Below are 21490 nucleotides of genomic sequence, written 5' to 3' on the forward strand. Positions count from 1 at the left end.
GAGCGGCGAAAGCCCCGCAACCAGATGACCGCCCTTAAGCCCTCGAGCCTCACCATCCTCGGCCTGGAGACCAGCTGCGACGAGACCGCGGCCTCGGTCGTGCGCCGCGCCGAGGACGGCACGGTCGAGGTGCTGTCCTCGATCATCGGCACCCAGTTCGAGCAGCACGCGCCGTTCGGCGGGGTGGTGCCCGAACTCGCCGCCCGCGCCCACGTCGAGTCGATCGACGCCATCGCGGCCGAGGCGATCCGGAAGGCCGGACTCGGCTTCGAGGACCTCGACGGCGTCGCGGCGACGGCGGGTCCGGGCCTGGTCGGCGGGGTCATGGTCGGCCTGGCGTTCGGCAAGGCGGTGTCGCTGGCGCGGGACGTGCCGCTGGTGGCGGTCAACCACCTGGAGGGCCACGCGGTCTCCGCCCGTCTGGGCGCCGAGGTCGCCTATCCGTTCCTGCTCCTGCTGGTCTCCGGCGGGCACTGCCAGCTGCTGGAAGTCGCCGGCGTCGGCGCCTGCAAGCGCCTGGGCACCACGATCGACGACGCCGCGGGCGAGGCCTTCGACAAGATCGGCAAGAGCCTGGGCCTGCCCTATCCGGGCGGTCCGGCGCTGGAAAAGCTGGCCGTCGGCGGAAACCCCGACCGCTATCCGCTGCCGCGCGCCCTGCTGGGCCGCAAAGACTGCGACTTCTCGTTCTCGGGCCTGAAGACGGCGGCGGCGCGGATCGCCGAGACCCTGACCACCGACGACGAGCGCCGCGACCTGGCGGCCGGCGTCCAGGCCGCGATCGCCCGCCAGCTCTCCGAGCGGGTCGATCGGGCGATGAAGCTCTACAAGGAGACCCACGGGGCGGACGACCTGCGCTTCGTCGTCGCCGGCGGGGTGGCGGCCAATGGCGCAGTGCGCGCCGCCTTGCTGGCCAATTGCGAGAAGAACGGCTTCAGCTTCGCCGCCCCGCCCCTGGCCTATTGCACCGACAACGCCGCGATGATCGCCCTGGCCGGCGCCGAACGGCTGGCCCTGGGGATCTCCGACGACCTCGACGCCGTCGCCCGTCCACGCTGGCCGCTGGACGAGGCCGCCGCGCTCGCCAATCCCGCCAACGCTTACGGCCGCAAGGGAGCCAAGGCATGACCTTCCACCACGCGGGCGTCATCGGCGCCGGGGCCTGGGGCACGGCCCTGGCCCAGGTCTGCGCCCGGGCCGGCCTGCAAGTCACGCTGCAGGCCCGCGAGGCCGAGGTGGTCGCCTCGATCAACGAGGCCCATGAGAACGCCCTCTTCCTGCCGGGCGTGGCGCTGGAGCCGGCGATCCGCGCCGCCGCCGACATGGGCGCGCTGGCCGCCTGCGACCTGATCCTGGCCGTCGCCCCGGCCCAGCACCTGCGCTCGGCGTTGGCGGCGCTGGCTCCGCATCTGAAGCCGGGCGTTCCGGTGGTGCTCTGCGCCAAGGGCGTCGAGCAGGGCTCGCTGAAGCTGATGACCGAGGTCGCGACCGAGACCATCCCCGGCGCGCCGATCGCGGTGCTGTCGGGCCCCAGCTTCGCCGGCGAGGTGGCGCGCGGCCTGCCGACCGCCGTCACCCTGGCTTGCGACGACGAGGGTCTTGCACGCAGCATCGCCCACGCCATCGCCACCCCGACCTTCCGTCCGTATGTCGCCGGCGACATGATCGGGGCCGAGGCCGGCGGGGCGGTGAAGAACGTCCTGGCCATCGCCTGCGGCGTGGTCGAGGGCAAGGGACTGGGCCGCAGCGCCCACGCCTCGGTCATCACCCGCGGCTTCGCCGAGTTGACCCGCTTCGCCGTGGCCCTGGGCGCCCGCGCCGAGACGCTGAACGGCCTGTGCGGCCTGGGCGATCTGGTCCTGACCTGCTCCAGCCCGCAGTCGCGCAACATGAGCGTCGGCCTGGCGCTGGGCCAGGGCCTGACCCTGGAGCAGGCGCTGGCCGGCAAGCTGTCAGTGGCGGAAGGCGTCGCCTCGGCCCCCGCCGTCCGCGCCCTGGCCCGCAAGCTGGGCGTCGAAACGCCGATCTGCGAGGCCGTTGCGGCCATCCTCGACGGCGAGCTGGCGGTCGACGCCGCCATCGCCGCCCTGTTGGCCCGCCCTCTGAAATCCGAAGGCTTCTAGAACAAGGATCGCCGCATGGCCCTCTTCGCCATCCTCTGCAAGGACAAGCCCGGCGCGCTGGACACCCGTCTGGCGACGCGCCCCACGCACCTCGACTATCTGAACCAGTCCAAGGGCCTCAAGCTGGCCGGCGCCCTGCTGGGCGACGACGGCAATCCGATCGGCTCGCTGCTGATCGTCGAGGCCGAGGACCTGGCCGCCGCCCAGGCCCAGGCCGACAACGACCCCTTCACCGCCGCCGGCGTGTTCGAGAGCGTCGAGGTCCGCCCCTGGCGCGTGGCGATCGGCTCGCTCTGACGCCTTGCGCGGCGATCCCGACAACCCCGCCCGCCCCGCGGCCGGAACCCCGCTCTGCGCGCTGGACGAGATCCCCTCGCCCGGCTCGAAGGGCTTCCGGTTCCGCGAGGGCGACGCCCTGTTCGCCGGCTTCGTGGTGCGCCAGGGCGAGACGCTCGTGGGCTATGTCGACAGCTGTCCGCACGCCGGCTGGCCGCTGGCGGGGTTCGCGGGTCGCTATCTGACGCGCGAGAACGACTACATCCTGTGCGCGGGCCATGGGGCGCTGTTCAAGATCGAGAACGGCGCCTGCGTCGCCGGGCCTTGCCCGAACCAGACCCTGGCGCCGTGGCCGGTGGCCGTCCGCGACGGCCAAGTCTTCGCCGCCTGAACGACAGCCATTCCGAGATCCTTGCGACACTATGCCACTGTCGGTTGGGCGACGGGATTAAGCGCCGTTAGCCAAATCATCCCGCATCCTCCCCGCGTTCAAGCGAAGGCGGAGATTTCGACATGGCGTCCCTCGGGCGGAAAGTCATGGGCGCGGCGGCGGGGGCCGCCCTGTTGTGCGCGGCGACGGCCGGAACCGGCCTGTGGGTGGCCCACAGCCTCGACTTGGCCCTGGTCCGCGCGGAGGGTTCGGCCCGCATCCTGCGCCTGCACATGCACGGCGACATGATGCATGACGCCCTGCGCGCCGATGTCATGGGCGCCATCATGTCCAGCGACCCGGCCCTTGGCGTCGACCTGAAAGCCGTCCGCGCCGACCTGGCCGAGCACACCACCGCCTTCAAGCAGGACATCGCCGAGGGCGGCCGGCTGGCTCATGACCCGGCGGTGAGCGCGGCCCTTTCCGAGGTGAAGGCGCCGCTGGCCGCCTACATCGCCGCCGCCAACGGCATCGTCGCCATCGCCGACACCGACCCCGCCGGCGCCCGGACCCGCCTACCCGGCTTCGCCACCCAGTTCTCGGCGCTCGAGGGCAAGATGGAGGCGGCCTCCCAGAAGATCGAAGCCGCCGCCACGCACGACGCGAATGAAGCCAAGGCGCTGGGCGTCATGGGTCAGGCGCTGATGGGGATCCTGCTCCTGGCCTCTGGCGTCTTCGCCGGCCTGCTGATCGTCATGGCGCGCCAAGGCCTGATCCTGCCTCTGACGTCGGTGACCAAGGCCCTGCGCGCCCTGGCCAATGGCGACGTCAATGTCGTCCTGCCGGTCATCAAGAGCCACGACGAGATCGGCGAGATGACCCACGCCCTGCGCGCCTTCCATGACACCATCGAGGCGCGCCAGAAGGACCTCGAGGCCGCCGACGTGCGCGAGGCGCTGGAACTCGAGCGCCGTGAAGCCGAGCGCCGTCGCGACGAGGCCGACGCCGTGCAGAAGGCTGTTGTCAGCAGCCTGGCCGAGGCGCTGGATCACCTGTCGGACGGCGACCTGTCGCATCGGATCGACCGCCACTTCCCGGAAGGCTACGAGCGCCTGCGCGTCGATTTCAACGCCGCCGTCGAGAAACTGTCGGCCGTCATCGCCGCCTCGCTCGAGGCCACCAACATGATCCACGGCGGCTCGCGCGAGATCACCTCGGCCGCCGACGACCTGGCCCGCCGCACGGAACAGCAGGCCGCCAGCCTGGAAGAAACCGCCGCCGCGCTGGACCAGATCACCGCCAAGGTGCGCCAGACCGCCGAGACGACCGGCCGCACGCGCTCGGTGGTCGAACGGGCCCGCGAGGCCGCCAGCGCCAGCGGCGACATCGTCGACCAGGCCGTCGGAGCCATGGAGGCGATCGAGAAGTCCTCCTCCCAGATCGGCAAGATCATCGTCGTGATCGACGAGATCGCCTTCCAGACCAACCTCCTGGCGCTGAACGCCGGGGTCGAGGCGGCCCGGGCGGGTGAAGCCGGTCGCGGCTTCGCCGTCGTCGCCCAGGAAGTCCGAGCGCTGGCGCAACGGTCGGCGGACGCCGCCAAGGAGATCAAGGACCTGATCGACACCAGCTCGGCCGAGGTCGACCATGGCGTCCAGCAGGTCGGCCGCACCGGCGAGGTGCTGCGCGCCATCGCCGCCGAGGTGCAGCAGATCGATGGACTGGTGCGCGACATGGCCGCCTCGGCCGCCGAGCAGGCTCGCGGCCTGGTCGAGGTCAATGGCGCCGTGGCCCAGATGGATCAGGTCACCCAGCAGAACGCGGCCATGGTCGAGCAGACCACCGCCGCCAGCCACGCCCTGGCCCAGGAAGCCACGCGCCTGGCCCAGCGCATGGGCGAGCTGCGCATCAGCGCCGAGGCGCGGAGCGCCGCGGCGGCTTAAGAACCGACTATCCCGCCGCCCAGTCTCCGGACTTGCCGCCCGTCTTTTCCAGCAGGCGCACGGCCTCGATGACCATGCCTTTCTCGGCGGCCTTCAGCATGTCGTAGATCGTCAGGCAGGCGATCGAGGCGGCCGTCAGGGCCTCCATCTCGACGCCCGTCGGGCCGGTGGTCTTGACCCGCGCGGTGACGGCGAGGCCGCCGTCGGCCGGCTCAACCGAGACCTCGACCTTCGACAACGCCAGCGGATGGCACAGCGGGATCAGGTCGGAGGTCTTCTTGGCGGCCATGACGCCCGCCAGCTCGGCCACGGCGCGGACGTCGCCCTTGCGCCCCGAACCCGAGACCGCCAGCGCCAGGGTCTCGGGGCTCATCCGCACGAACCCCGCGGCGACCGCCTCGCGCGCTGTCGCGGGCTTGTCGGAGACGTCGACCATGCGGGCCCGGCCCTGGTCATCGATGTGGGTCAGCTTGCTCATCGCCCAACCACCCTCATTGTTCCAGCAGGCGGGGCATCAGCTCGACCATGTTGCAAGGCTTGTGGCGACTGTCCAATTGCGCGGAAATGACCTTGTCCCAGCCGTCCTTCACCGCGCCGTTGCTGCCCGGCAGGCAGAAGACGAAGACGCCGTCGATCAGGCCGGCGGTGGCGCGCGACTGCAGGGTGGAAAGCCCGACCGAGGCGTAGGACACCAGGTGGAACACCACCGAGAAGCCGTCGATCTTCTTGTCGAACAGCGGCTCCAGCGCCTCGACCGTGACGTCGCGGCCCGTCAGGCCGGTGCCGCCGGTGGTGACGATGGCGTCGACGCTCTTGCTGGCGATCCACGCGCGAACCTGCGCGCGGATCTTCTCGATGTCGTCGCGCACGACGATGCGGCCGGCCAGCTCATGACCGGCGGCATAGATGCGCTCGACCAGGATCTGGCCCGAGGTGTCGGTCGCTTCGTCGCGCGTGTCCGAGACCGTCAGCACCGCCACGCGCACGGGCTTGAACGGCAGCTCCGGCTTGATTCCGCCGCCCGGCTTTAGGCCCGCCTCCGACATCCGTGTCTCCGTTCAATCCCAGCGCTGAGCGTCGGTCCTATCGCGGTCCGTCGGCTCGATCCAGCGCGCGCCGTCCGGGCCATGCTCCTTCTTCCAGAAAGGCGCGCGGCTCTTCAGATAGTCCATCAGGAAGTCGCAGGCTTCGAACGCCTCGCGACGATGCGCGGCGGCGGTGGCGACAAAGACGATGGCCTCGCCCGGCGCGATCCGGCCGATGCGGTGGACGATTTGGACATCCTGGAGCTGGAAGCGCGCCGTGGCCTGGTCGGCGATCTCGCCGATCGCCGCCTCGGTGAAGCCGGGATAGGCCTCGAGCTCCAGGGCCGCGGCGGCGCCCCGCTCGGCGCGCGCCAGGCCGACGAAGGTCGCCACGGCGCCGGTCTCGACGCGGTGGGCGCAGAAGGCCGTCACCAGGGCGCCCGGCTCGAAGGGCTGGTCGGTCAGGGCGACCGTCATCCGCCGCTCATCGGCGGCAGGAAGGCGACCTCGGTCCCGGCGGCCAGCGCCGCCTCGCCGCGAACCAGAACCTTGTCGACGGCCACCTGGACCCCCGGACCGGCCAAGGCCTCGCCCAGGTCGGCGTCCTCCTTGGCGAGCGCCGCGCGCAGGGCGGAAAGATCGCCGGCCTCGATCCGCCGGTCACGCCAGCCGGCCTGGTCGGCCAGGCGTCCGAACAGCAGCACCCGCGCCATGCCTAGCCTCCCGTGGTCGACATGTGCCGCGCCACGGCGGGGCGGGCGGCGGCGATCTGGAAGTCGTGCCCCTGGGGCTTGGCGCCGATCGCCGCGAAGATCGCCGCGCGCAAGCCGGCCTCGTCGGCGCCCGACCGCAGCACGGCCCGCAGATCGCTGGCGTCGTCCCGGCCAAGGCAGGTGTGCAGCGTGCCGGTGCAGGTCAGGCGCACGCGGTTGCAGGCGTCGCAGAAATTATGGCTGAGCGGGGTGATGAAGCCGAGCCGTCCGCCGGTCTCGGCGATCCGCACGTAGCGAGCCGGCCCGCCGGTGACCAGCGGGATGTCCCGCAGCGTCCAGAACGAGGAGAGGTCGCGACGCACCTGCGCCAACGACAGGAACTGGTCGGTGCGGTCCTGCTCGACCTCGCCCAGCGGCATGGTCTCGATCAGGCTGACGTCGCACCCACGAGCGTGGGCCCAGGCGATCAGATCCGGCAGCACCCCGGCATTGTCGTCCTTCAGCGCCACGGCGTTGATCTTGACCGCCATGCCGGCGGCTTGGGCCGCGTCGATCCCGGCGATCACGCGGGCGACGTCACCGCCGCGGGTCAGGCGGCGGAAGACCGCCGGATCCAGGGTGTCGAGCGAGACATTGATCCGCCGCACGCCGTGGCCCGCGAGCTCGGTCGCATACCGCTCCAGCTGGGCGCCGTTGGTGGTCAGGGTCAGCTCGTCCAAAGCCCCCGACTTCAGATGCCGGGACAGGCGCTCGACCAGGGTCATGAAACCCTTGCGCACCAGCGGCTCGCCGCCGGTCAGGCGCAGCTTGCGCACGCCCAGGGCCACGAAGGCCGAGGCCAGGCGATCCAGCTCTTCCAGAGTCAGCACGTCGGCCTTCGGCAGGAAGGTCATGTGCTCGGCCATGCAATAGACGCAGCGCAGGTCGCAGCGGTCGGTGACGGAGACGCGAAGATAGGTGACGGCGCGCCCGAAGCCGTCCACCAGGGCGGGCGGGCCGATCGGCGCCAAGACCGCTTGCGCGGGGCTGTCGTCATAGGGCGTCATGTCTGACCGCAAGATAGGCGCTGGAGTCGATGACGCAAAGCCATACCCCGGTCTTGGAAGCCGTGATCCTGGCGGCCGGGCGCGGCGCGCGGTTCGGCGGCGACAAGCTGCTGGCCGATCTGAAGGGCGCGCCCCTGGTCGCATGGGCCTTGCGGACAGCCCTCGCCGCCCCCGCGCGCCGGGTTCTGGTCGCGGTCGGAGACGATCTCCCGCTGGCCGCGGCGCTGAGGGCCGAGGCGACGCGCCTGGAGGCGCTGGAGCGCCTCGTGCTCGTCCCCGCGCCCAACGCCGCCGAGGGCATGGGAGCGTCCCTGGCCGCCGTCGCGGCGGCCGTGTCGGAGGATGTCGATGGCGTGTTTGTCTTTCTTGGCGACATGCCCGCGATCCGGCCGGAAACGCCGGCGCGCCTGGCGACCGCCTGGGATGGGCCCGACCGCATCGTCGTTCCGGTCCACAAGGGCCGGCGCGGCCATCCGGTCCTGTTCGGCGCGAACTGGCTGGCCGCCCTCGGGACACGCGAGGGCGACGAGGGCGCCCGCAAGCTGATCGTCGAAGCCGGACCCCGCGTCAGCGTCGTGGAGGTCGATGACCCCGGCGTGCTGCTCGACGTCGATCGACCCGAGGACCTGGCCCGGATCGGGCCCGCTACTGGAGCGGGCGCTCGGGATCGCTGAGGATGGCCTGGATCTTGGCGACCAGGGCCAAGGCGCCCTCGGTGTCGCCGCGCTCCTGCATCGCCGCCAGGCGGGGCACGAGGACCAGCAAGACCCTGCGGTGGTCCTCGCGGATGCGCGACAGAGCTTCGCGGAACTCCGCGATATCGTCCTCGATCTCGTCCTCCGAGGACCCGGACAGCTCGGCCATGAACACCCCACGCATTGGCGAACAGGCGCACAATGCTCGGATAGGTCGATTCCGTCCAGCTTGCCGCGCCGTCAGGCGCCCCGGATCAGGGGAAGCCGGTGGGTGGCGCGTTGGTCGAGCGCGAGAAGGGCGTTGGCCACGGCGGGACCGATCACCGGCGTGCCCGGCTCGCCCACGCCGCTGGGCGGATTGCCCGAGGGGACGATGTAGGTCTCGACCGCCGGCGCCTCGTTGATCCGCAGCACGCGGTAGCCGTCAAAATTGCCCTGGTCGACCTTGCCGTCCGTCAGGGTCACCTCGCCGAACAACGCCGCCGACAGGCCATAGCAGGTCCCGCCTTCCATCTGGGCGGCGATCTGGTCGGGCGAGATCGCCACGCCGCAGTCGATGGCGGTGACCACGCGACCGACGCGCGGGACCCCGTTCTCCACCTTGACCTCGGCGACCTGAGCCACGACCGAGCCGAAGCTCTCGTGCGCGGCGACGCCGCGCGTCCAGCCCGGCGTCACGGCCTGGCCGGCCTTCTCGACCGCGTGGTTCAGAACCGCCAGATGGCGATCCGCGCCGGCCTTGCGATAGAGCGTCCGACGATAGTCGATCGGGTCCTTGCCGGCCTGGCGCGCCAATTGATCGATCGTGTGCTCCATGACGAAGGCCGTGTGGGTCGCGCCCACCGAACGCCACCACAGCACCGGCACGCCGACGTCCGGGCAGGCGACCTGGGCGTCGACCACGGGCGTGGCCTTCAGATAGGGCGACCCCGCCGCGCCCTCGACCGCCGTCTGGTCCGGCCCCTTGCCCGCCGGCATGGGCGAGCCCTTCATGATCGACTGGGTGACGATCCGGTGGCGCCAGGCGCCCGGATAGCCGTCCTTGTCCAGCTTGACCTTGACCGCGTGGACGACGATCGGGCGGAAGTAGCCGGCCCGCATGTCGTCCTCCCGCGTCCAGACCAGCTTCACCGGCCGGCCGTCGCCGACCGTCTTGGCGATATGGACGCACTCGGCGACATAGTCGGACTGGAAATTGGCGCGGCGGCCGAACGAGCCGCCGGCGAACAGGGTCTCGATCTCGACCGATCCGGGCAGGCAGCCCACGATCTTGGCCGCGTTCAGCTGGTCCAGGGTCTGGCCCTGCGAGCCGAACGTCAGCCTGACCTTCGACCCGTCCACCGAGGCGACGCAGTTCATCGGCTCCATGGTGGCGTGGGCGAGGTACGGAAATTCGTAGGTCGCCTCGAACACGCCGTCGCCCTTGGCCGCGGCCAGGGACGAAGCGTCGCCGCGCTGATCGAAGGCCTCCCACTTGGCCGAGTCGTCCTTGCCGGCGGCGATGTCCTTGAACAGCTGGGTGATGACGGCCGAGCCGCGTTTTTCCGCCTCCGCCTCGTCCCAGGTGATGTTCAGGGCCTCGCGGCCCAGCTTGGCGGCGTAGGTGTTCTGCGCGACCACCGCCACGCCGGACGGGATCTGGAAGACGTCGACCACGCCCGGAACCTGCTTGGCCGGGGCTGCGTCGAAGCTTTTCACCTTGGCCCCGAAGCGCGGCGGATGAGCGACCATGGCGGTCAGCATGTTCGGCAGATGGACGTCCTGGGTGTAGCGCGCCGTCCCGTCGCTCTTGGCCTGGGAGTCCTTGCGGCGCACGCGGTCGGTGCCGATCAGGGTGAAGGCCTTGGGGTCCTTCAGCTTGACGTCCTTGGGCGGCGGAACCTTGGCGGCGTCCGCCAAGAGCTCGGCGAAGGTCGCGCTCTTGCCAGAGGCGTGAGTCAGCACGCTGTCCTTGACGGTGATCTCGCCGACCGGGACGTTCCAGCGATTGCCGGCGGCCTGCACGAACATGGCGCGGGCCGTCGCACCAGCCTCGCGAAGCTGCTCCCACGAGTTCGAGATCGCCGACGAGCCGCCCGTCAGCTGGGCGCCCAGGGAGCCGTTCGCATAAAGCTTGGCGTTGGCCGGGGCCTGCTCGACCCGCACGCGGCTCCAGTCAGCGTCCAGCTCCTCGGCGACGATGGCCGAGAGGCCCGCGTGATTGCCCTGGCCGAACTCGATGTGCTTGGAGATCACCGTCACCGCGCCGTCGGGGGCGATCTTGATGAACGGGCCAAAGGCGCCGACCTCGACCTTGGAGCCCATGCTCATCAGGTCGGCCGGCGAGCAGCCGACCAGCAGCGAGCCGCCGACCAGCGAGGCGGCCACGACAACGTCCCGGCGACTGGGCGCCTCGGGCTTGAAGGGCGCGTTCATCGGACGCCTCCCTCGGCCACGTCCTTGATCGCGGCGCGGATGCGCTGATAGGCGCCGCAGCGGCAGATGTTCCCGGCCATCGCGCTATCGATGTCCTCGTCCGAGGGCTTGGGCTTCTCGGCCAGTAGGGCGACCGCCGACATGATCTGGCCGGACTGGCAGTAGCCGCATTGGGGCGCGTCGTGGCGAACCCAGGCCTGCTGCACCGGGTGGGCGCCGCCGAGACCTTCGATGGTGGTGATCTTGCCGGCGCCGACGGCGGCGATCGGCGTCACGCAAGAGCGGATCGGCTGACCGTCGAGATGCACCGTACAGGCGCCGCATTGGGCCATGCCGCAGCCGAACTTCGTTCCGGTCAGTCCCAGCTCGTCGCGCAGGACCCACAGAAGCGGCGTATCCGGCGCGGCCTGCGCCGTCACCGGCTTGCCATTGATGTCCAGTGTCACAGCCATGCGCCTTCGCCTCCCCGAAGACGGACGCGGCGCGCCCGCGCCGAAAGCTAACACCGTTCACATTGGACTTGACCAGAGTAAATCGCGATCGCCTGGATCGTCGCGCCCCAAACCCGCTATGGTCGAGACCCAGATCACCCGGAGGCTACGACATGCGGCGCGCGTTCATCCTTCTCGCCCTGCTGTCCCTGACCGCGGCGGGCTGCGCGACCCTGGCGCCGGACGCCACCGACGCGCCGATCCGCTATCGCTGCCAGGCGGGCAAAGGCTTCACGGCCGCCTATGCGCTGGACGGCAAGCGGGTGGTGGTGACCGCCGGCGGGATCACCCGGACGCTGAAACTGGCGCGCTCGGGCTCTGGCGCGCGCTATACGGCCGGACAGGCGGAAATCTGGGGCAAGGGCCCCGCCGCCACGCTCAAGGGCTTTCCGGGCGGCCCCTACCTGGACTGCAGCGCGCAATAGCTCGAGGACCGCGTGGACTCCTTTCCCGCCTATTTCCCTCTGGCCGGGCGCAAGGTCGTGATCGCCGGTTCGGGCGAGCCGGCCGAGGCCAAGGCGCGTCTGTTCGAGGGGTCTCCGGCGACGGTCGTGCGCCTGCAGGCGCCAGAGGCGTTCTCGCCCGCCGCCTACGAGGGCGCGATCCTGGTGTTCGTGGGCGACGCCGACGAGGCCTTCGTCCAGGCCGCCGTCAAGGCCGCGCGGGCGGCCGGCGCCCTGCTCAACGTGGTCGATCGCCCCGCGCTCTGCGATTTCAACACCCCCGCCATCATCGATCGGGGACAGGTGGTGGCGGCGGTCGGCACGGGCGGTTCGGCGCCGGTGATGGCGACCCTGCTGCGCAACGCCATCGAGGCCCAGCTGCCCGAAGGCATGGGCCGCGTCGCCGCTCTGCTGGCCCGCCTCCAGGACGAGGTGCGCCGCGCCCTGCCCGTCCTGCACGAGCGGCGGGCCTTCCTGCGCGCGGCGGTGCGCGGCGAGGCGGCCCAGGCGGCCCTGGACGGCGACATGGCCCGGGCCGAGGCGTTGCTGCGCGAGGCGTTGGCCAAGGGCGTGACGCGCGCGGGCGGCGTCCAGTTCCTTGCCGCGACGGGGCCCGTCGACCTGCTGAGCCTGCGCGCGATCCGCGCTCTTGGAACCGCTGATGTCGCGGTGATCGATCCGGACGCCGATCCGGAGGTGGTCAGGCTGGCGCGGCGCGACGTCGAACGCCTGGCGCCGAGCGAGGCCGACGCGGATCACCTGACGGCGTTGGCGCGCGAAGGACGGCAGGTCGTCTGGCTGCGCGCGCGGCCCTCAGCGCCCGCCCTGCTGGAAGCCTTGCGGCGCGCGGGTGTCGCCGTGGAGGCCCTGCCCGTCGCCCAGGCAGACTAGTCCAGCGACCGTCCCTTGGTCTCGGGCAGGAAGAACAGCGTGGTCAGGACGCTGAGCAGGGTGAAGGCCACCGGGTACCAGAGACCCGCATAGATATCGCCGACCGCGGTGACGATGGCGAAGGCGAAGAAGGGCACGAAGCCCCCCACCCAGCCGGTGCCGATGTGATAGGGCAGCGACAGGGCGGTGTAGCGCACCCGGGTCGGGAACAGCTCCACCAGGCAAGCGGCCAGCGGGCCGAACAACGCCGTGGCGCCGATCACGAACACCAGAAGGACCGCCAGCATCATCGGCCGGTTCATCCGCGCCGGATCGGCCTTGGCGGGATAGCCGGCCTGGGCCAGGGCGGACTTGATCTTCGCCTCGACCGCCGTCTTCACGGCCTTGGCCTCGGCTTTCGGCAGCCCCTTGGCGCTTTGCGACGCCACCTCGACGCCGCCGACCTTCATGGTCGCGACGGTCCCGGCCGGAGCCTTCTGGTTGACGTAGGACACGCCGGCGTTGGCCAGCGCGCCCTTGACGATGTCGCAGGCGGTCACGAAGGCCGCCTTGCCCACGGGATCGAACTGCAGCGAGCAGTCCTGGGGGTCGGCGACCACCACGACGGGCGCGCGGGCGCTGGCCTCCGCAAGGGCCGGATTGGCGGCCTTTTCCAGCAGGTGGAACCCCGGAAAGTAGAACAGCAGCGCCAGGGTCATGCCGCCCAGCATCACGGGCTTGCGGCCGATGCGGTCCGACAGCCAGCCGAACACGACATAAAAGATGGCGCTGATCGCCGTGGCCGTCATCATCAGGCCGTTGATGTCGACGGGATCGACCTTCAGGAACTTCTCCATGAAGGTCTGGACGTAGAAGAAGCTGGTGTACCAGACCGCCCCCTGCGCCGACATCATGGCGAAGAAGGCCAGAAGGACGAGCTTGAGGTTCTTCCACTGGCCGAACGCCTCGGCGTACGGCGCCTTGGAGTGTTCGCCTTCCGCCTTCATGGCCTCGAAGGCTGGGCTTTCGGTCAGCTTCATTCGCATCCAGACCGAGACGCCCAGCAGGCCGATCGAGACGGCGAATGGAATGCGCCAGCCCCAGGCGTCGAAGGCTTCGGGTCCGACTTGAGCGCCGAGAATCCAGCGGGTGACCAGGATGACCAGCAGGGCGCCGAACAGGCCGAACGCCGCCGATGTCTGCACCCACGAGGTCGACCAACCGCGCTGATCCGGCGGCGAATGCTCGGCGACATAGATGGCCGCGCCGCCATATTCGCCGCCCAGGGCGAAGCCCTGCACGCAACGCATGATGATCAGCAGGATCGGCGAGATGATCCCCGCCTGCTGGTAGGTCGGGAGGAAGGCGATGGCGAAGGTCGCGCCCCCCATCAGCAGCACGGTGGCCAGGAACGCGCCCTTGCGCCCCGCCTGGTCGCCGATCTTGCCGAACACCAGGGCGCCCAACGGCCGGAACGCGAAGCCGACGCCGAACAACGCCAGGGCGGCGATATAGCCCGCGGTCTCGGTGAGCCCGGCGAAGAACGTCTTGGAGATGACCTGGGCCAGGCTGCCGAAGATGAAGAAGTCGTACCACTCGAACGCCGTGCCGGCCGAAGACGCCGCCACCACGGTGCGCATCGAGGCGCGTTCCTGACCCTGGTCAGCCATATGTTCCCCCGATTTTCTCCTGCTTTAGCGTGCTTCAGGCCACGGGGGAAAGAGGCGGAACGCCGTTAGGCCAGCGCGCCCAGGCTGGCGCTCGCGCCCGGCGATCCATTATTCGACAAGCGGAGAATCTCGGTCACGAGGGCGGCCGGCGAAATCGGCTTGGCGGCGACCCCGTCCATGCCGGCGGCCTGGTAGGCGGCGCGCTGGTGGGCCATGACATTGGCGGTCAAGGCGATGATCGGGGCGCGCCCGGCTTCGCCTGGCAAGGCGCGGATTCGGCGCGCCGCCTCCAGCCCGTCCATGCCGGGCATCTGCACGTCCATCAGGATCAGGTCGAAGGCGCCGTCACGCGCCGCGGCGACGCCGGCGGCGCCGTCATCGGCCACCGAGACCGCGGCGCCCAGCTGCTCGAGGATGCGCCGGGCCACCAGCTGGTTCGTCGCATTGTCCTCGACCACCAGCACGCGCAGCCCCGCCAGCAGGTCCTCGGTCTCGCCCCCCGTCCCGATGGGTGCGATCGCCGGCGGCGCGGCGATGGTCAGGCTGAACGTCGAACCGACGCCCGGCTTCGAAACCAGGGTGATGTCGCCGCCCAGCATGCGCGCCAGGTTGCGGCTGATCGCCAGACCAAGGCCTGACCCGCCGAAGCGACGGGTGGTGCTGGCGTCGGCCTGCTGGAACCGGTCGAACAGGCGCCCCTGGGCCGCCAGCGGCACGCCGACGCCCGTGTCGATCACGTCGAATGCCAACCGCTGGTCCGTCGGCGCGCCCAACCGCCGCACCCGCACGGTGACGGAGCCCTTCACGGTGAACTTCACCGCGTTGCCGATCAGGTTGAACAAGGCCTGCCGCACCCGGGTCGCGTCCGTCTCGATCCAGCCCAGGTTCTGGACGATGTCGAGCTCCAGCCGCAGCCCCTTTTCAGACGCCGGTCCGGCCAGCAAACGCACGACGCCGCGCGCCAGCTCGGCCGGATCGACCGCCTCGCGGTTCAGCTCCAGCCGCCCCGCCTCGATACGGGAGATATCGATCACGTCGTCGAGCAGCGTCGACAGCATCTGGCCCGCGGCCAAGGCCTCGCCGAGCAGCTCGGCGTTTTCGCCATCGGGCAATTCGCGCTTGAGGACGTGGAGGACGCCGAGCACCCCGTTCATCGGGGTGCGGATCTCATGGCTCATATTGGCCAGGAACTGCGCCTTGGCCTCGCTGGCCGCCTGGGCGGCGCGCTCGGCGGCCATCAGGGCCAACTCCGCCCGTTTGTGTTCGTCGATGTCGAGCACCAGGCCGAACGCCTTGCGCGGACGACCACTGGGATCGCGCCTCACTTCGTGGAAGACGCGGATCCAGCGGGTCTCGCCCTCCGACGGCGACAGGCGCACGTCGTATTCGTGGGCGCCGCGGTCGCCCGACCTCTTCCACTGGGCGGCGGCCGCGTAGAGCCTGGCGCGATCTTCGGGGTGGAGCATCGGCCAGATGGCCTCGCGCACGTCTTCGTATCCCACCCGACGACCCATCATGCGATGGAACTCGGGCGAGCCCCAAAAGGTCTTGCGCTCATGGTCGATCTCGTAGACGCCGGCCCGGGCCGCGCCCAGGGCGACCTTCAGCCGCCGCGCATTGATGCGAGCCTCCCGCCGCGCGGCCGCCAGGGCCGTCACGTCGTCCATATAGGTGATGACACCGACGATCTCGCCGTTCACGTCGCGCCAGGGCCGCGCCTCCCAGCGCAGACAGTGCTCGCCGCCCTCGGCGTCGAGCAGACGATCCTCGCGGCGGGTCACGGTTTCGCCCGACAAGGCCCGGGCCACGCCGGCGACGAACCGGCGGCGGCTGCCGCCGGTCAGTTCGTCCAGCGACTTGCCGATCACGTCCGCCTCGGAGGCCTTGAAGATCTCGAGGAACTTGGGGCTGACGAGGCGAAGACGCATGTCGATGTCGTAAACGCCGACCGCGAACGGCGCGTCCTCGATCAACCGGCGCGCGCGGCGTTCGCTCCAGATCGCCTTGTCCCGGCTGCGCGCCACGTCGGTGATGTTCTGCGAGATGCCCTTCAGCGCGTAGATGCCGCCCGGGCGTGGCTCGGCGCGGTAGGTGCTGCGGAAGGTCAGCCAGCGGCCGTGGTCCCCTCGCAGCCGGTACTCCATCGTTCCGCCCTCGCCCGTGGCGACGGCCCGTTTGAAGGCGTCGCTCACCTTGGCGCGCTGCTCGGGCGCGACCCGTTCGAAGAACAGCGCGGTCGTGGCGATGTCGGCGGGCATGAGGCCCAACGGGGCCAGAGCATCCGGAGCCCAGTCGACCAGGCCGGTTTCGGGCTCATAGGTCCAGACGCCGATCCCGGCGGCCTCGGCCAGCATCTCGCGCGTCCGCCGCGCGGTCTCCAGCTCGGTCCGGGCCTCCACGTCACTGGAGACGTCGTGCATCAGCCCGATCATCTCGCCGTTGGGCCCAAGGCGAGAGCGGCCCTGCAGCCACACCGCGCGACCATCCTTGCAGAGGAAGCGGACCTCGTTGATCGCCCAGCCCACGTCGCGCAGGCGACGCGAGGAGCCGATCAGATCGGCGTGGCTGTCGGGATGCACGAACTTGATGGTGGGACGTCCCACCAGCTCGTCGGCGGACCAGCCGGTGAGCGTGGTCCAGGCGCCGTTCACGCGGACGAAGCGGCCTTCCGGCGAGACGATGGCGAAGAGGTCGCTGGCGTTGTCGAAGAACCAGCGCGCCGCCTCGCCCTCGTCAAAGGACGAGGACGCTTGAGCGGTCGTATCGACACCCACCCCTCTGTTCGCCGGCTCCGGCATCCAATCTCCGCAAGGTTTGGCGGATCGTGCGGCGCAACCGTAAACTTTAGGTTCGCGATACCGATGTTCTCGCAACCGTCGCCCGGAAAAATCAGACCTCGGCCCATTGCCGCAGCAGGTTGTGATAGACGCCCGTCAGCGAGAGGATCCCCTCCTCGTCCTGACCGGTCTTTCGCGACAAACGCTGGATGGCGACGTCCATGTCCAGCAGCAGGCTGCGCTTAACGTCGTCGCGCACCAGGCTCTGGATCCAGAAGAAGCTGGCGACTCGCGCGCCGCGGGTCACCGGCGTGACATGATGCAGACTGGTGCTGGGATAGAGGATCGCGTCCCCCGCCCCCAGCTTGACCATGTGGTCGCCGTAGAGGTCGTTCACGACCAGCTCGCCGCCGTCATAGTCCTCCGGCTCGGCCAGGAAGAGCGTGCACGAGAGGTCGGTGCGCAGCTTGAGGCCGGTCACCGGATCGCGGCGGATCGAGTTGTCGACGTGGTCCTTGAAGCCCATGCCCTCGCCATAACGGTTGAACATCGGCGACAGGATGGTGTGCGGCAGGGCGGCCGACACGAACAGCGGGTTGGCCTCCAGCGCCTGGACGATGATCGCCCCGACATGCCTGGCCTCGGCGCTCTCCTGCGGCAGCTGCTCGTTGTTCTTGGCCATGGCGGCCTGGAAGCCGGAGGTCACGTTGCCGTCGACCCACGGACCAGCGTCGAGGATCGCGCGGCACTCGGCGACCTGGGCCTTGGTCAGCACTTCGGGGATCTGCAGCATCATGAGAGACATCCTATTTGCGAACCATTCCTAGCTGGATCGGCCGGCCTTTCCCTTGATCCGCATCAGATCATCGCCCGGATCGAAAGGAAAAACGCCCCGGCCGACGAAAGCCGGACGGGGCGTTGGAGTGAAGCGCCTACAAGGGGAGGATCAGTACTTCACGTTCAAGGTCAGGATCGCCTGGCGACCCGGCGCCGGATCGGCGTGGTGTACGCCGTTGGTGCGCAGGATGTAGCGCTCGTCCGTCAGGTTCTGGACGTTGAGCTGCAGGTTGGCCTTGTCGCTCAGCTTCCACGAGGCGAACGCGTCGTAGCGGGTGTACGAAGGCGCGAAGACCTTGTTGGTCCCGCCGCCGGCGCCGCCCTGATTGCCGCCGAACATCTTCGACACGTAGTAGACACCGCCGCCAAGCGAGAGTTGCGGCAGAACGCGGTAGGTCGTGAACAGGCTGACCGTGTTCTTCGGCGTGTTGGCCAGCGGGTCGCCGATGTTGACGCTGGTGTAGGGGCCCTTCACCAGTTCGCTGTCCATGTAGGTATAGCCGCCGAACACTTGCCAGGCGCGGGTCACATAGCCCGAGACGCCGAGCTCGACGCCCTGCACACGCACTTCGCCGGCCTGGGCGATCTCGGTCGCGCTAAGCGCGATCTGGGCGTTCTTGCGCTCGGTGCGGAACACCGCGCCCGACAGCGCCAGCTTGTCGTTGAAGACGTTCCACTTGGCGCCGGCCTCGATGCTGGTGGTGTCCTCGGGATCCAGCACGACCTGGGCCGGGGTGGCGGCGGTGTTCTGGTCGCCGCCGGCGATGTTCGGCGGCGTCGAGGAGGTGGCGTACGAGACGTACAGGCTGCTGGACGGGGTCGGCTTGTAGTTCAGGCCGATCTGGTAGTTGACGAAGTCCCAGCCGCCCTTGGGCAGGCTCGTATAGGTCACGCCCGTCACGACGCCATTGGCGCTGGTGGCCGTGGCGTTGACGCCCTGGGTCGAATAGTCGTCGTAGCGGACGCCGATGTTCAGCAGCAGCTTGTCGGTCAGGTCGATCGTGTCGAAGGCGTAGATCGAGCCGTTGCGGGTCTTGGAGGTCGAGAGCGGACCGCGGTTGATCACGCCGGTCCAGGCGTCGCCCGGATTGGGCGCGTAGAGCCGCGTGCAGTCCCCCGTTCCCGCGCCGGTGAAGCCGGCCGGGCAGGCCGAGCCCGCCGTGGTGAAGATCACGTAGGTCGCGTTGTCGTTGACCTCGCGCGAGAGCTCGACGCCGATGTTGAAGCGGTTCTTCAGGCCGGCCAGCTCGAACTTGCCGGTCAGGTCGGTGACGAAGGCGGTGGTGGTGGTCTCGTTCCAGCGCGACTTGGTCCCGCGCTTCATCCACCACTCGCCAGCCACGAACTGCGCCGCGCCGCCGTCGCCCGGATTGGTGACCAGATAGTCGTTCAGCGTCTTGCCGTAGCGGACCACCTGACGGATCGAAAGGTTTTCATTGATCTCGTGACGGACGGCGACCGTGGCGATGTCGGCCTTGGTCTTCATCCAATCGCGGTCGAGGCCGTAATAGGCCTCACGCGAGACGTCCAGGATGCCGCTGGCCGGCCGCGTGCGGCTATCCGTGCCGGCCGCGCCCCACGTGCGCTTGGACGCCAGCGGGATGCCGTAGTCCGGGTCCTGGTCGGTGTCGAGGTGATAGTAGGTCAGCGTGGCCTGGGTGTCGGTGTCGATGCCCAAGGCCAGCGAAGGGGCCACGCCCCAGCGCTTGAAGGATACGCTGTCGCGGCCGGGCGTGTCGCCGCCCGTCGCCATCAGGTTCAGGCGGAAGGCCGCGTTCTTGGCGAAGGCGTAGTTGCCGTCGGCGGTGACGCGGTAATACTGGTCCGTGCCGGCGGCGGCCGAACCGCCCACGAAGCTGTCGGCCTTGGGGGTCTTGGACGACAGGTTGATGCTGCCGCCGCCCGAGCCGCGCCCGCTATAGACCGAGTCCGGCCCCTTGATCACTTCGACCTGTTCAAGGTTGAACACTTCGCGCGTCTGACCGCCCGTGTCGCGCACGCCGTCGACGAAGACATTGTTGCCCGAGCTCTGGCCGCGGATGAACGGACGGTCGGCCAGCGGCTGGCCGCCCTCGCCCGCGCCGAAGGTGATGCCGGGCGACGTGCGCAGGATGTCCTGCAGCGAGGTCGCGGCGGTCTGCTCGATGATCGTGGAGGGAATGACCGTCACCGAGCGCGGCGTGTCCAGCAGCGGCGCGGTGAATTTGCTCGAGGACGGGTCGGCCACGCGCTTGGCGTCGATCTTCACCGACGAAACCTCGGTGCTGTCCGCCGCGGGCGCGGTGGCGATCGGAGCGTTGGCGTCGGGCGCGGCGGCGGCGGTCTGGGCCAGGCCGAGGCCCGCGAGGCCCGCGACGGCGGCGGCGCCCAGGGCGCGACGAGGCCGGCTCACAATGCCGGCGAAGGTCGGATTACGCATCTTGATCTTGTCCCCAGAGGGCGCTCACTCGCCCTTCCTGAAATTGCGAGGCGTTATTAGCGACCTTGAGACGCAGTCGCAATGATAATCGTTCGCAGTTGCGCTGAGGAACCCGAAAACCTCGGCTTCAGGGTTTGCTTGACGGCGGCGACGGCCCGCGCTTCCTATCGCCCCTTCATTTGGAGCTGCTTATGAAATCCGTCGTCGTCGCCGCCGCATTCCTGGCCCTGGCAAGCGGCGCCCAGGCCTCCGACCTGAAGTCGTGCGCGGTCCCCGCGACGGTGACGCCGGCCCCATCCGAAGTTCCGCCGCCGAACGAAATCCACACGGACGTGCCGATCGCGGCCTATCTGCTGGCGCTGTTCTGGTCGCCAGAGTCGTGCCGCGCCGGTATCCCCGAGTCCGACAAGGCCATCCAGTGCCAGGCCAACAGCTTCGGCTTCACGGTGCATGGCCTGTGGCCGAACGGGCCGGACAAGGTCCATCCCCGCTATTGCCGTCCCAGCCCGCCCATGAGCCCGGCGACGGTGAAGGCCAACCTCTGCATGACGCCCTCGCCCTGGTTGCTGCAGCACGAGTGGCAGGCGCACGGCACCTGCCACTGGGACACGCCCGAGGCCTATTTCAAGAAGGCCCGCAAGATCCGCGAGAAGCTGAACGTGCCCGATCTCGATCCCGGCGCCGACGGCGTGATGACGGCGGGCGAAATCCGCAAGGCCTTCCTCGACCGCAACCGCAAGCTCGCGCCCGAGGACCTCAACGTCCGGGTCAAGGACGGCCGGCTGACCGAAGTCTGGGTCTGCATGGACCTGAAGTTCAAGTGGGCCGCCTGCCGAGGCGGCAATGGCGTTCCCGACATGGCGGTCGTGAAGGTGACGCCGAAACGGGGATAGGACGCCTATCGAGGAGGACCGTCATCCCGCGGCTTTTTCGCGGGACCCCTTTCTCCGCCGCAAGTGCGGGGCGGAAGTCCGCTCTCACGTGAAAGCTGAACCATGGGTCCCGCGCATGAAGCGCGGGATGACGGTTACTCTGGAAGTTACCCCTCGATAAAGGCCAGCAAATCGCGGTTGATGGTCTCGGCCTCCGTGGTGGCCATGCCGTGCGGGAAGCCGGGATAGGTGATCAGCTTGCCGTTCTTGACCAGCTTGATGGCCAGTTCGGCGCTGTCGGCGATCGGGACGATCTGGTCATCCTCGCCGTGCAGGATCAGCACCGGGACGTCGATGGCCTTCAAGTCCTCGGTGAAGTCCGTTTCCGAGAAGGCGGTGATGCAGTCGTAGTGGGCCTTGGCGCCGCCCATCATGCCCTGGCGCCACCAGTTCTCGACCGTGGCCGGCGAGACCTTCGCGCCGTCGCGGTTGAAGCCGTAGAACG

General features: G+C 69.6%; 22 protein-coding genes. 9 read left to right on the forward strand and 13 right to left on the reverse strand.

Annotated elements, in window-relative coordinates:
- Positions 1-24 precede the first annotated feature (24 nt).
- The 5 genes from tsaD (at position 25) to Q0379_RS00835 (ending at position 4712) form a co-directional block, all read left to right on the forward strand.
- Positions 25-1128, forward strand: coding sequence for a tRNA (adenosine(37)-N6)-threonylcarbamoyltransferase complex transferase subunit TsaD (gene tsaD, locus Q0379_RS00815; RefSeq protein ID WP_299003142.1), 1104 nt, complete (start codon positions 25-27; stop codon positions 1126-1128).
- Positions 1125-2123 carry an NAD(P)H-dependent glycerol-3-phosphate dehydrogenase gene (locus tag Q0379_RS00820; RefSeq protein ID WP_299003145.1) on the forward strand — a complete coding sequence of 333 codons (999 nt, stop codon included), beginning with the start codon at positions 1125-1127 and terminating at the stop codon, positions 2121-2123. The genes tsaD and Q0379_RS00820 overlap by 4 nt, the downstream gene beginning before the upstream one ends.
- 15 nt (positions 2124-2138) lie before the next feature.
- Positions 2139-2420: a YciI family protein gene (locus Q0379_RS00825; RefSeq protein ID WP_066682407.1), complete on the forward strand. Its 282-nt coding sequence runs from the start codon at positions 2139-2141 to the stop codon at positions 2418-2420.
- Between the two features lie 4 nt (positions 2421-2424).
- Positions 2425-2790 (forward strand): Rieske (2Fe-2S) protein, encoded by a 366-nt coding sequence (locus Q0379_RS00830; RefSeq protein WP_299003158.1) that lies wholly within the window; start codon positions 2425-2427, stop codon positions 2788-2790.
- Between the two features lie 122 nt (positions 2791-2912).
- The gene (locus Q0379_RS00835) at positions 2913-4712 is read left to right on the forward strand and encodes a HAMP domain-containing methyl-accepting chemotaxis protein (protein ID WP_299003162.1); all 1800 of its coding nucleotides are present in this window, start codon (positions 2913-2915) and stop codon (positions 4710-4712) included.
- Positions 4713-4719: 7 nt separating this feature from the next.
- On the opposite strand, the gene moaC is transcribed toward Q0379_RS00835, so the two are convergent.
- From moaC to moaA, 5 genes are read right to left on the reverse strand one after another with little or no spacing between them, the layout of a single operon-like run.
- Positions 4720-5190, reverse strand: a complete 471-nt coding sequence (gene moaC, locus Q0379_RS00840) for a cyclic pyranopterin monophosphate synthase MoaC (protein ID WP_299003167.1) — start codon at positions 5188-5190, stop codon at positions 4720-4722.
- 13 nt (positions 5191-5203) lie between these two features.
- Positions 5204-5758 carry a molybdenum cofactor biosynthesis protein B gene (moaB, locus tag Q0379_RS00845; protein ID WP_299003169.1) on the reverse strand — a complete coding sequence of 185 codons (555 nt, stop codon included), beginning with the start codon at positions 5756-5758 and terminating at the stop codon, positions 5204-5206.
- 12 nt (positions 5759-5770) lie between these two features.
- Positions 5771-6214: a molybdenum cofactor biosynthesis protein MoaE gene (locus Q0379_RS00850; protein WP_299003171.1), complete on the reverse strand. Its 444-nt coding sequence runs from the start codon at positions 6212-6214 to the stop codon at positions 5771-5773.
- The gene (locus Q0379_RS00855) at positions 6211-6450 is read right to left on the reverse strand and encodes a MoaD/ThiS family protein (protein ID WP_299003173.1); all 240 of its coding nucleotides are present in this window, start codon (positions 6448-6450) and stop codon (positions 6211-6213) included. The genes Q0379_RS00850 and Q0379_RS00855 overlap by 4 nt, the downstream gene beginning before the upstream one ends.
- A gap of 2 nt (positions 6451-6452) precedes the next feature.
- Complete coding sequence (moaA, locus tag Q0379_RS00860; protein WP_299003215.1) at positions 6453-7496, reverse strand: GTP 3',8-cyclase MoaA; 1044 nt, start codon at positions 7494-7496, stop codon at positions 6453-6455.
- Positions 7497-7525: 29 nt separating this feature from the next.
- On the opposite strand from moaA, the gene Q0379_RS00865 reads away from it, so the two are divergent.
- Positions 7526-8170 (forward strand): nucleotidyltransferase family protein, encoded by a 645-nt coding sequence (locus tag Q0379_RS00865; RefSeq protein WP_299003178.1) that lies wholly within the window; start codon positions 7526-7528, stop codon positions 8168-8170.
- Here the strand turns inward: Q0379_RS00865 and Q0379_RS00870 are convergent.
- The 3 genes from Q0379_RS00870 to Q0379_RS00880 form a co-directional block, all read right to left on the reverse strand.
- The gene (locus Q0379_RS00870) at positions 8142-8360 is read right to left on the reverse strand and encodes a hypothetical protein (RefSeq protein ID WP_299003181.1); all 219 of its coding nucleotides are present in this window, start codon (positions 8358-8360) and stop codon (positions 8142-8144) included. The two genes, Q0379_RS00865 and Q0379_RS00870, sit on opposite strands and share 29 nt — an antisense overlap.
- Positions 8361-8431: 71 nt before the next feature.
- Positions 8432-10606 carry a xanthine dehydrogenase family protein molybdopterin-binding subunit gene (locus Q0379_RS00875; protein ID WP_299003184.1) on the reverse strand — a complete coding sequence of 725 codons (2175 nt, stop codon included), beginning with the start codon at positions 10604-10606 and terminating at the stop codon, positions 8432-8434.
- Positions 10603-11058 (reverse strand): (2Fe-2S)-binding protein, encoded by a 456-nt coding sequence (locus Q0379_RS00880; RefSeq protein ID WP_299003187.1) that lies wholly within the window; start codon positions 11056-11058, stop codon positions 10603-10605. The genes Q0379_RS00875 and Q0379_RS00880 overlap by 4 nt, the downstream gene beginning before the upstream one ends.
- 152 nt (positions 11059-11210) lie before the next feature.
- On the opposite strand from Q0379_RS00880, the gene Q0379_RS00885 reads away from it, so the two are divergent.
- Together Q0379_RS00885 and Q0379_RS00890 are read left to right on the forward strand one after the other, a co-directional pair.
- Positions 11211-11522, forward strand: a complete 312-nt coding sequence (locus tag Q0379_RS00885; protein ID WP_299003189.1) for an MliC family protein — start codon at positions 11211-11213, stop codon at positions 11520-11522.
- Positions 11523-11534: 12 nt separating this feature from the next.
- The gene (locus Q0379_RS00890) at positions 11535-12431 is read left to right on the forward strand and encodes an NAD(P)-dependent oxidoreductase (protein WP_299003191.1); all 897 of its coding nucleotides are present in this window, start codon (positions 11535-11537) and stop codon (positions 12429-12431) included.
- Here the strand turns inward: Q0379_RS00890 and Q0379_RS00895 are convergent.
- The 4 genes from Q0379_RS00895 to Q0379_RS00910 all read right to left on the reverse strand — a co-directional run bounded on the left by Q0379_RS00895 (position 12428) and on the right by Q0379_RS00910 (position 20113).
- Positions 12428-14080, reverse strand: coding sequence for an MFS transporter (locus tag Q0379_RS00895; protein ID WP_299003193.1), 1653 nt, complete (start codon positions 14078-14080; stop codon positions 12428-12430). The two genes, Q0379_RS00890 and Q0379_RS00895, sit on opposite strands and share 4 nt — an antisense overlap.
- Before the next feature lie 65 nt (positions 14081-14145).
- Positions 14146-16878: a PAS domain S-box protein gene (locus Q0379_RS00900; RefSeq protein ID WP_299003196.1), complete on the reverse strand. Its 2733-nt coding sequence runs from the start codon at positions 16876-16878 to the stop codon at positions 14146-14148.
- 91 nt (positions 16879-16969) lie between these two features.
- Complete coding sequence (locus Q0379_RS00905) at positions 16970-17653, reverse strand: Fe2+-dependent dioxygenase (protein WP_299003199.1); 684 nt, start codon at positions 17651-17653, stop codon at positions 16970-16972.
- A gap of 150 nt (positions 17654-17803) precedes the next feature.
- A complete protein-coding gene (locus Q0379_RS00910; RefSeq protein WP_299003202.1) occupies positions 17804-20113 on the reverse strand; it encodes a TonB-dependent siderophore receptor in 2310 nt (769 codons plus the stop codon).
- Between the two features lie 179 nt (positions 20114-20292).
- Between Q0379_RS00910 and Q0379_RS00915 the strand changes: the two genes are divergently transcribed.
- Complete coding sequence (locus Q0379_RS00915; RefSeq protein ID WP_299003205.1) at positions 20293-21006, forward strand: ribonuclease T; 714 nt, start codon at positions 20293-20295, stop codon at positions 21004-21006.
- A 146-nt stretch (positions 21007-21152) separates the two neighbouring features.
- Here the strand turns inward: Q0379_RS00915 and Q0379_RS00920 are convergent.
- Positions 21153-21490, reverse strand: a 338-nt coding sequence (locus Q0379_RS00920; RefSeq protein WP_299003208.1) for an alpha/beta hydrolase, incomplete at its 5' end; no start/stop codon positions are given.

Origin of the sequence: uncultured Caulobacter sp. (assembly GCF_937900395.1) — a bacterium.
Taxonomy (GTDB): Bacteria; Pseudomonadota; Alphaproteobacteria; order Caulobacterales; family Caulobacteraceae; genus Caulobacter.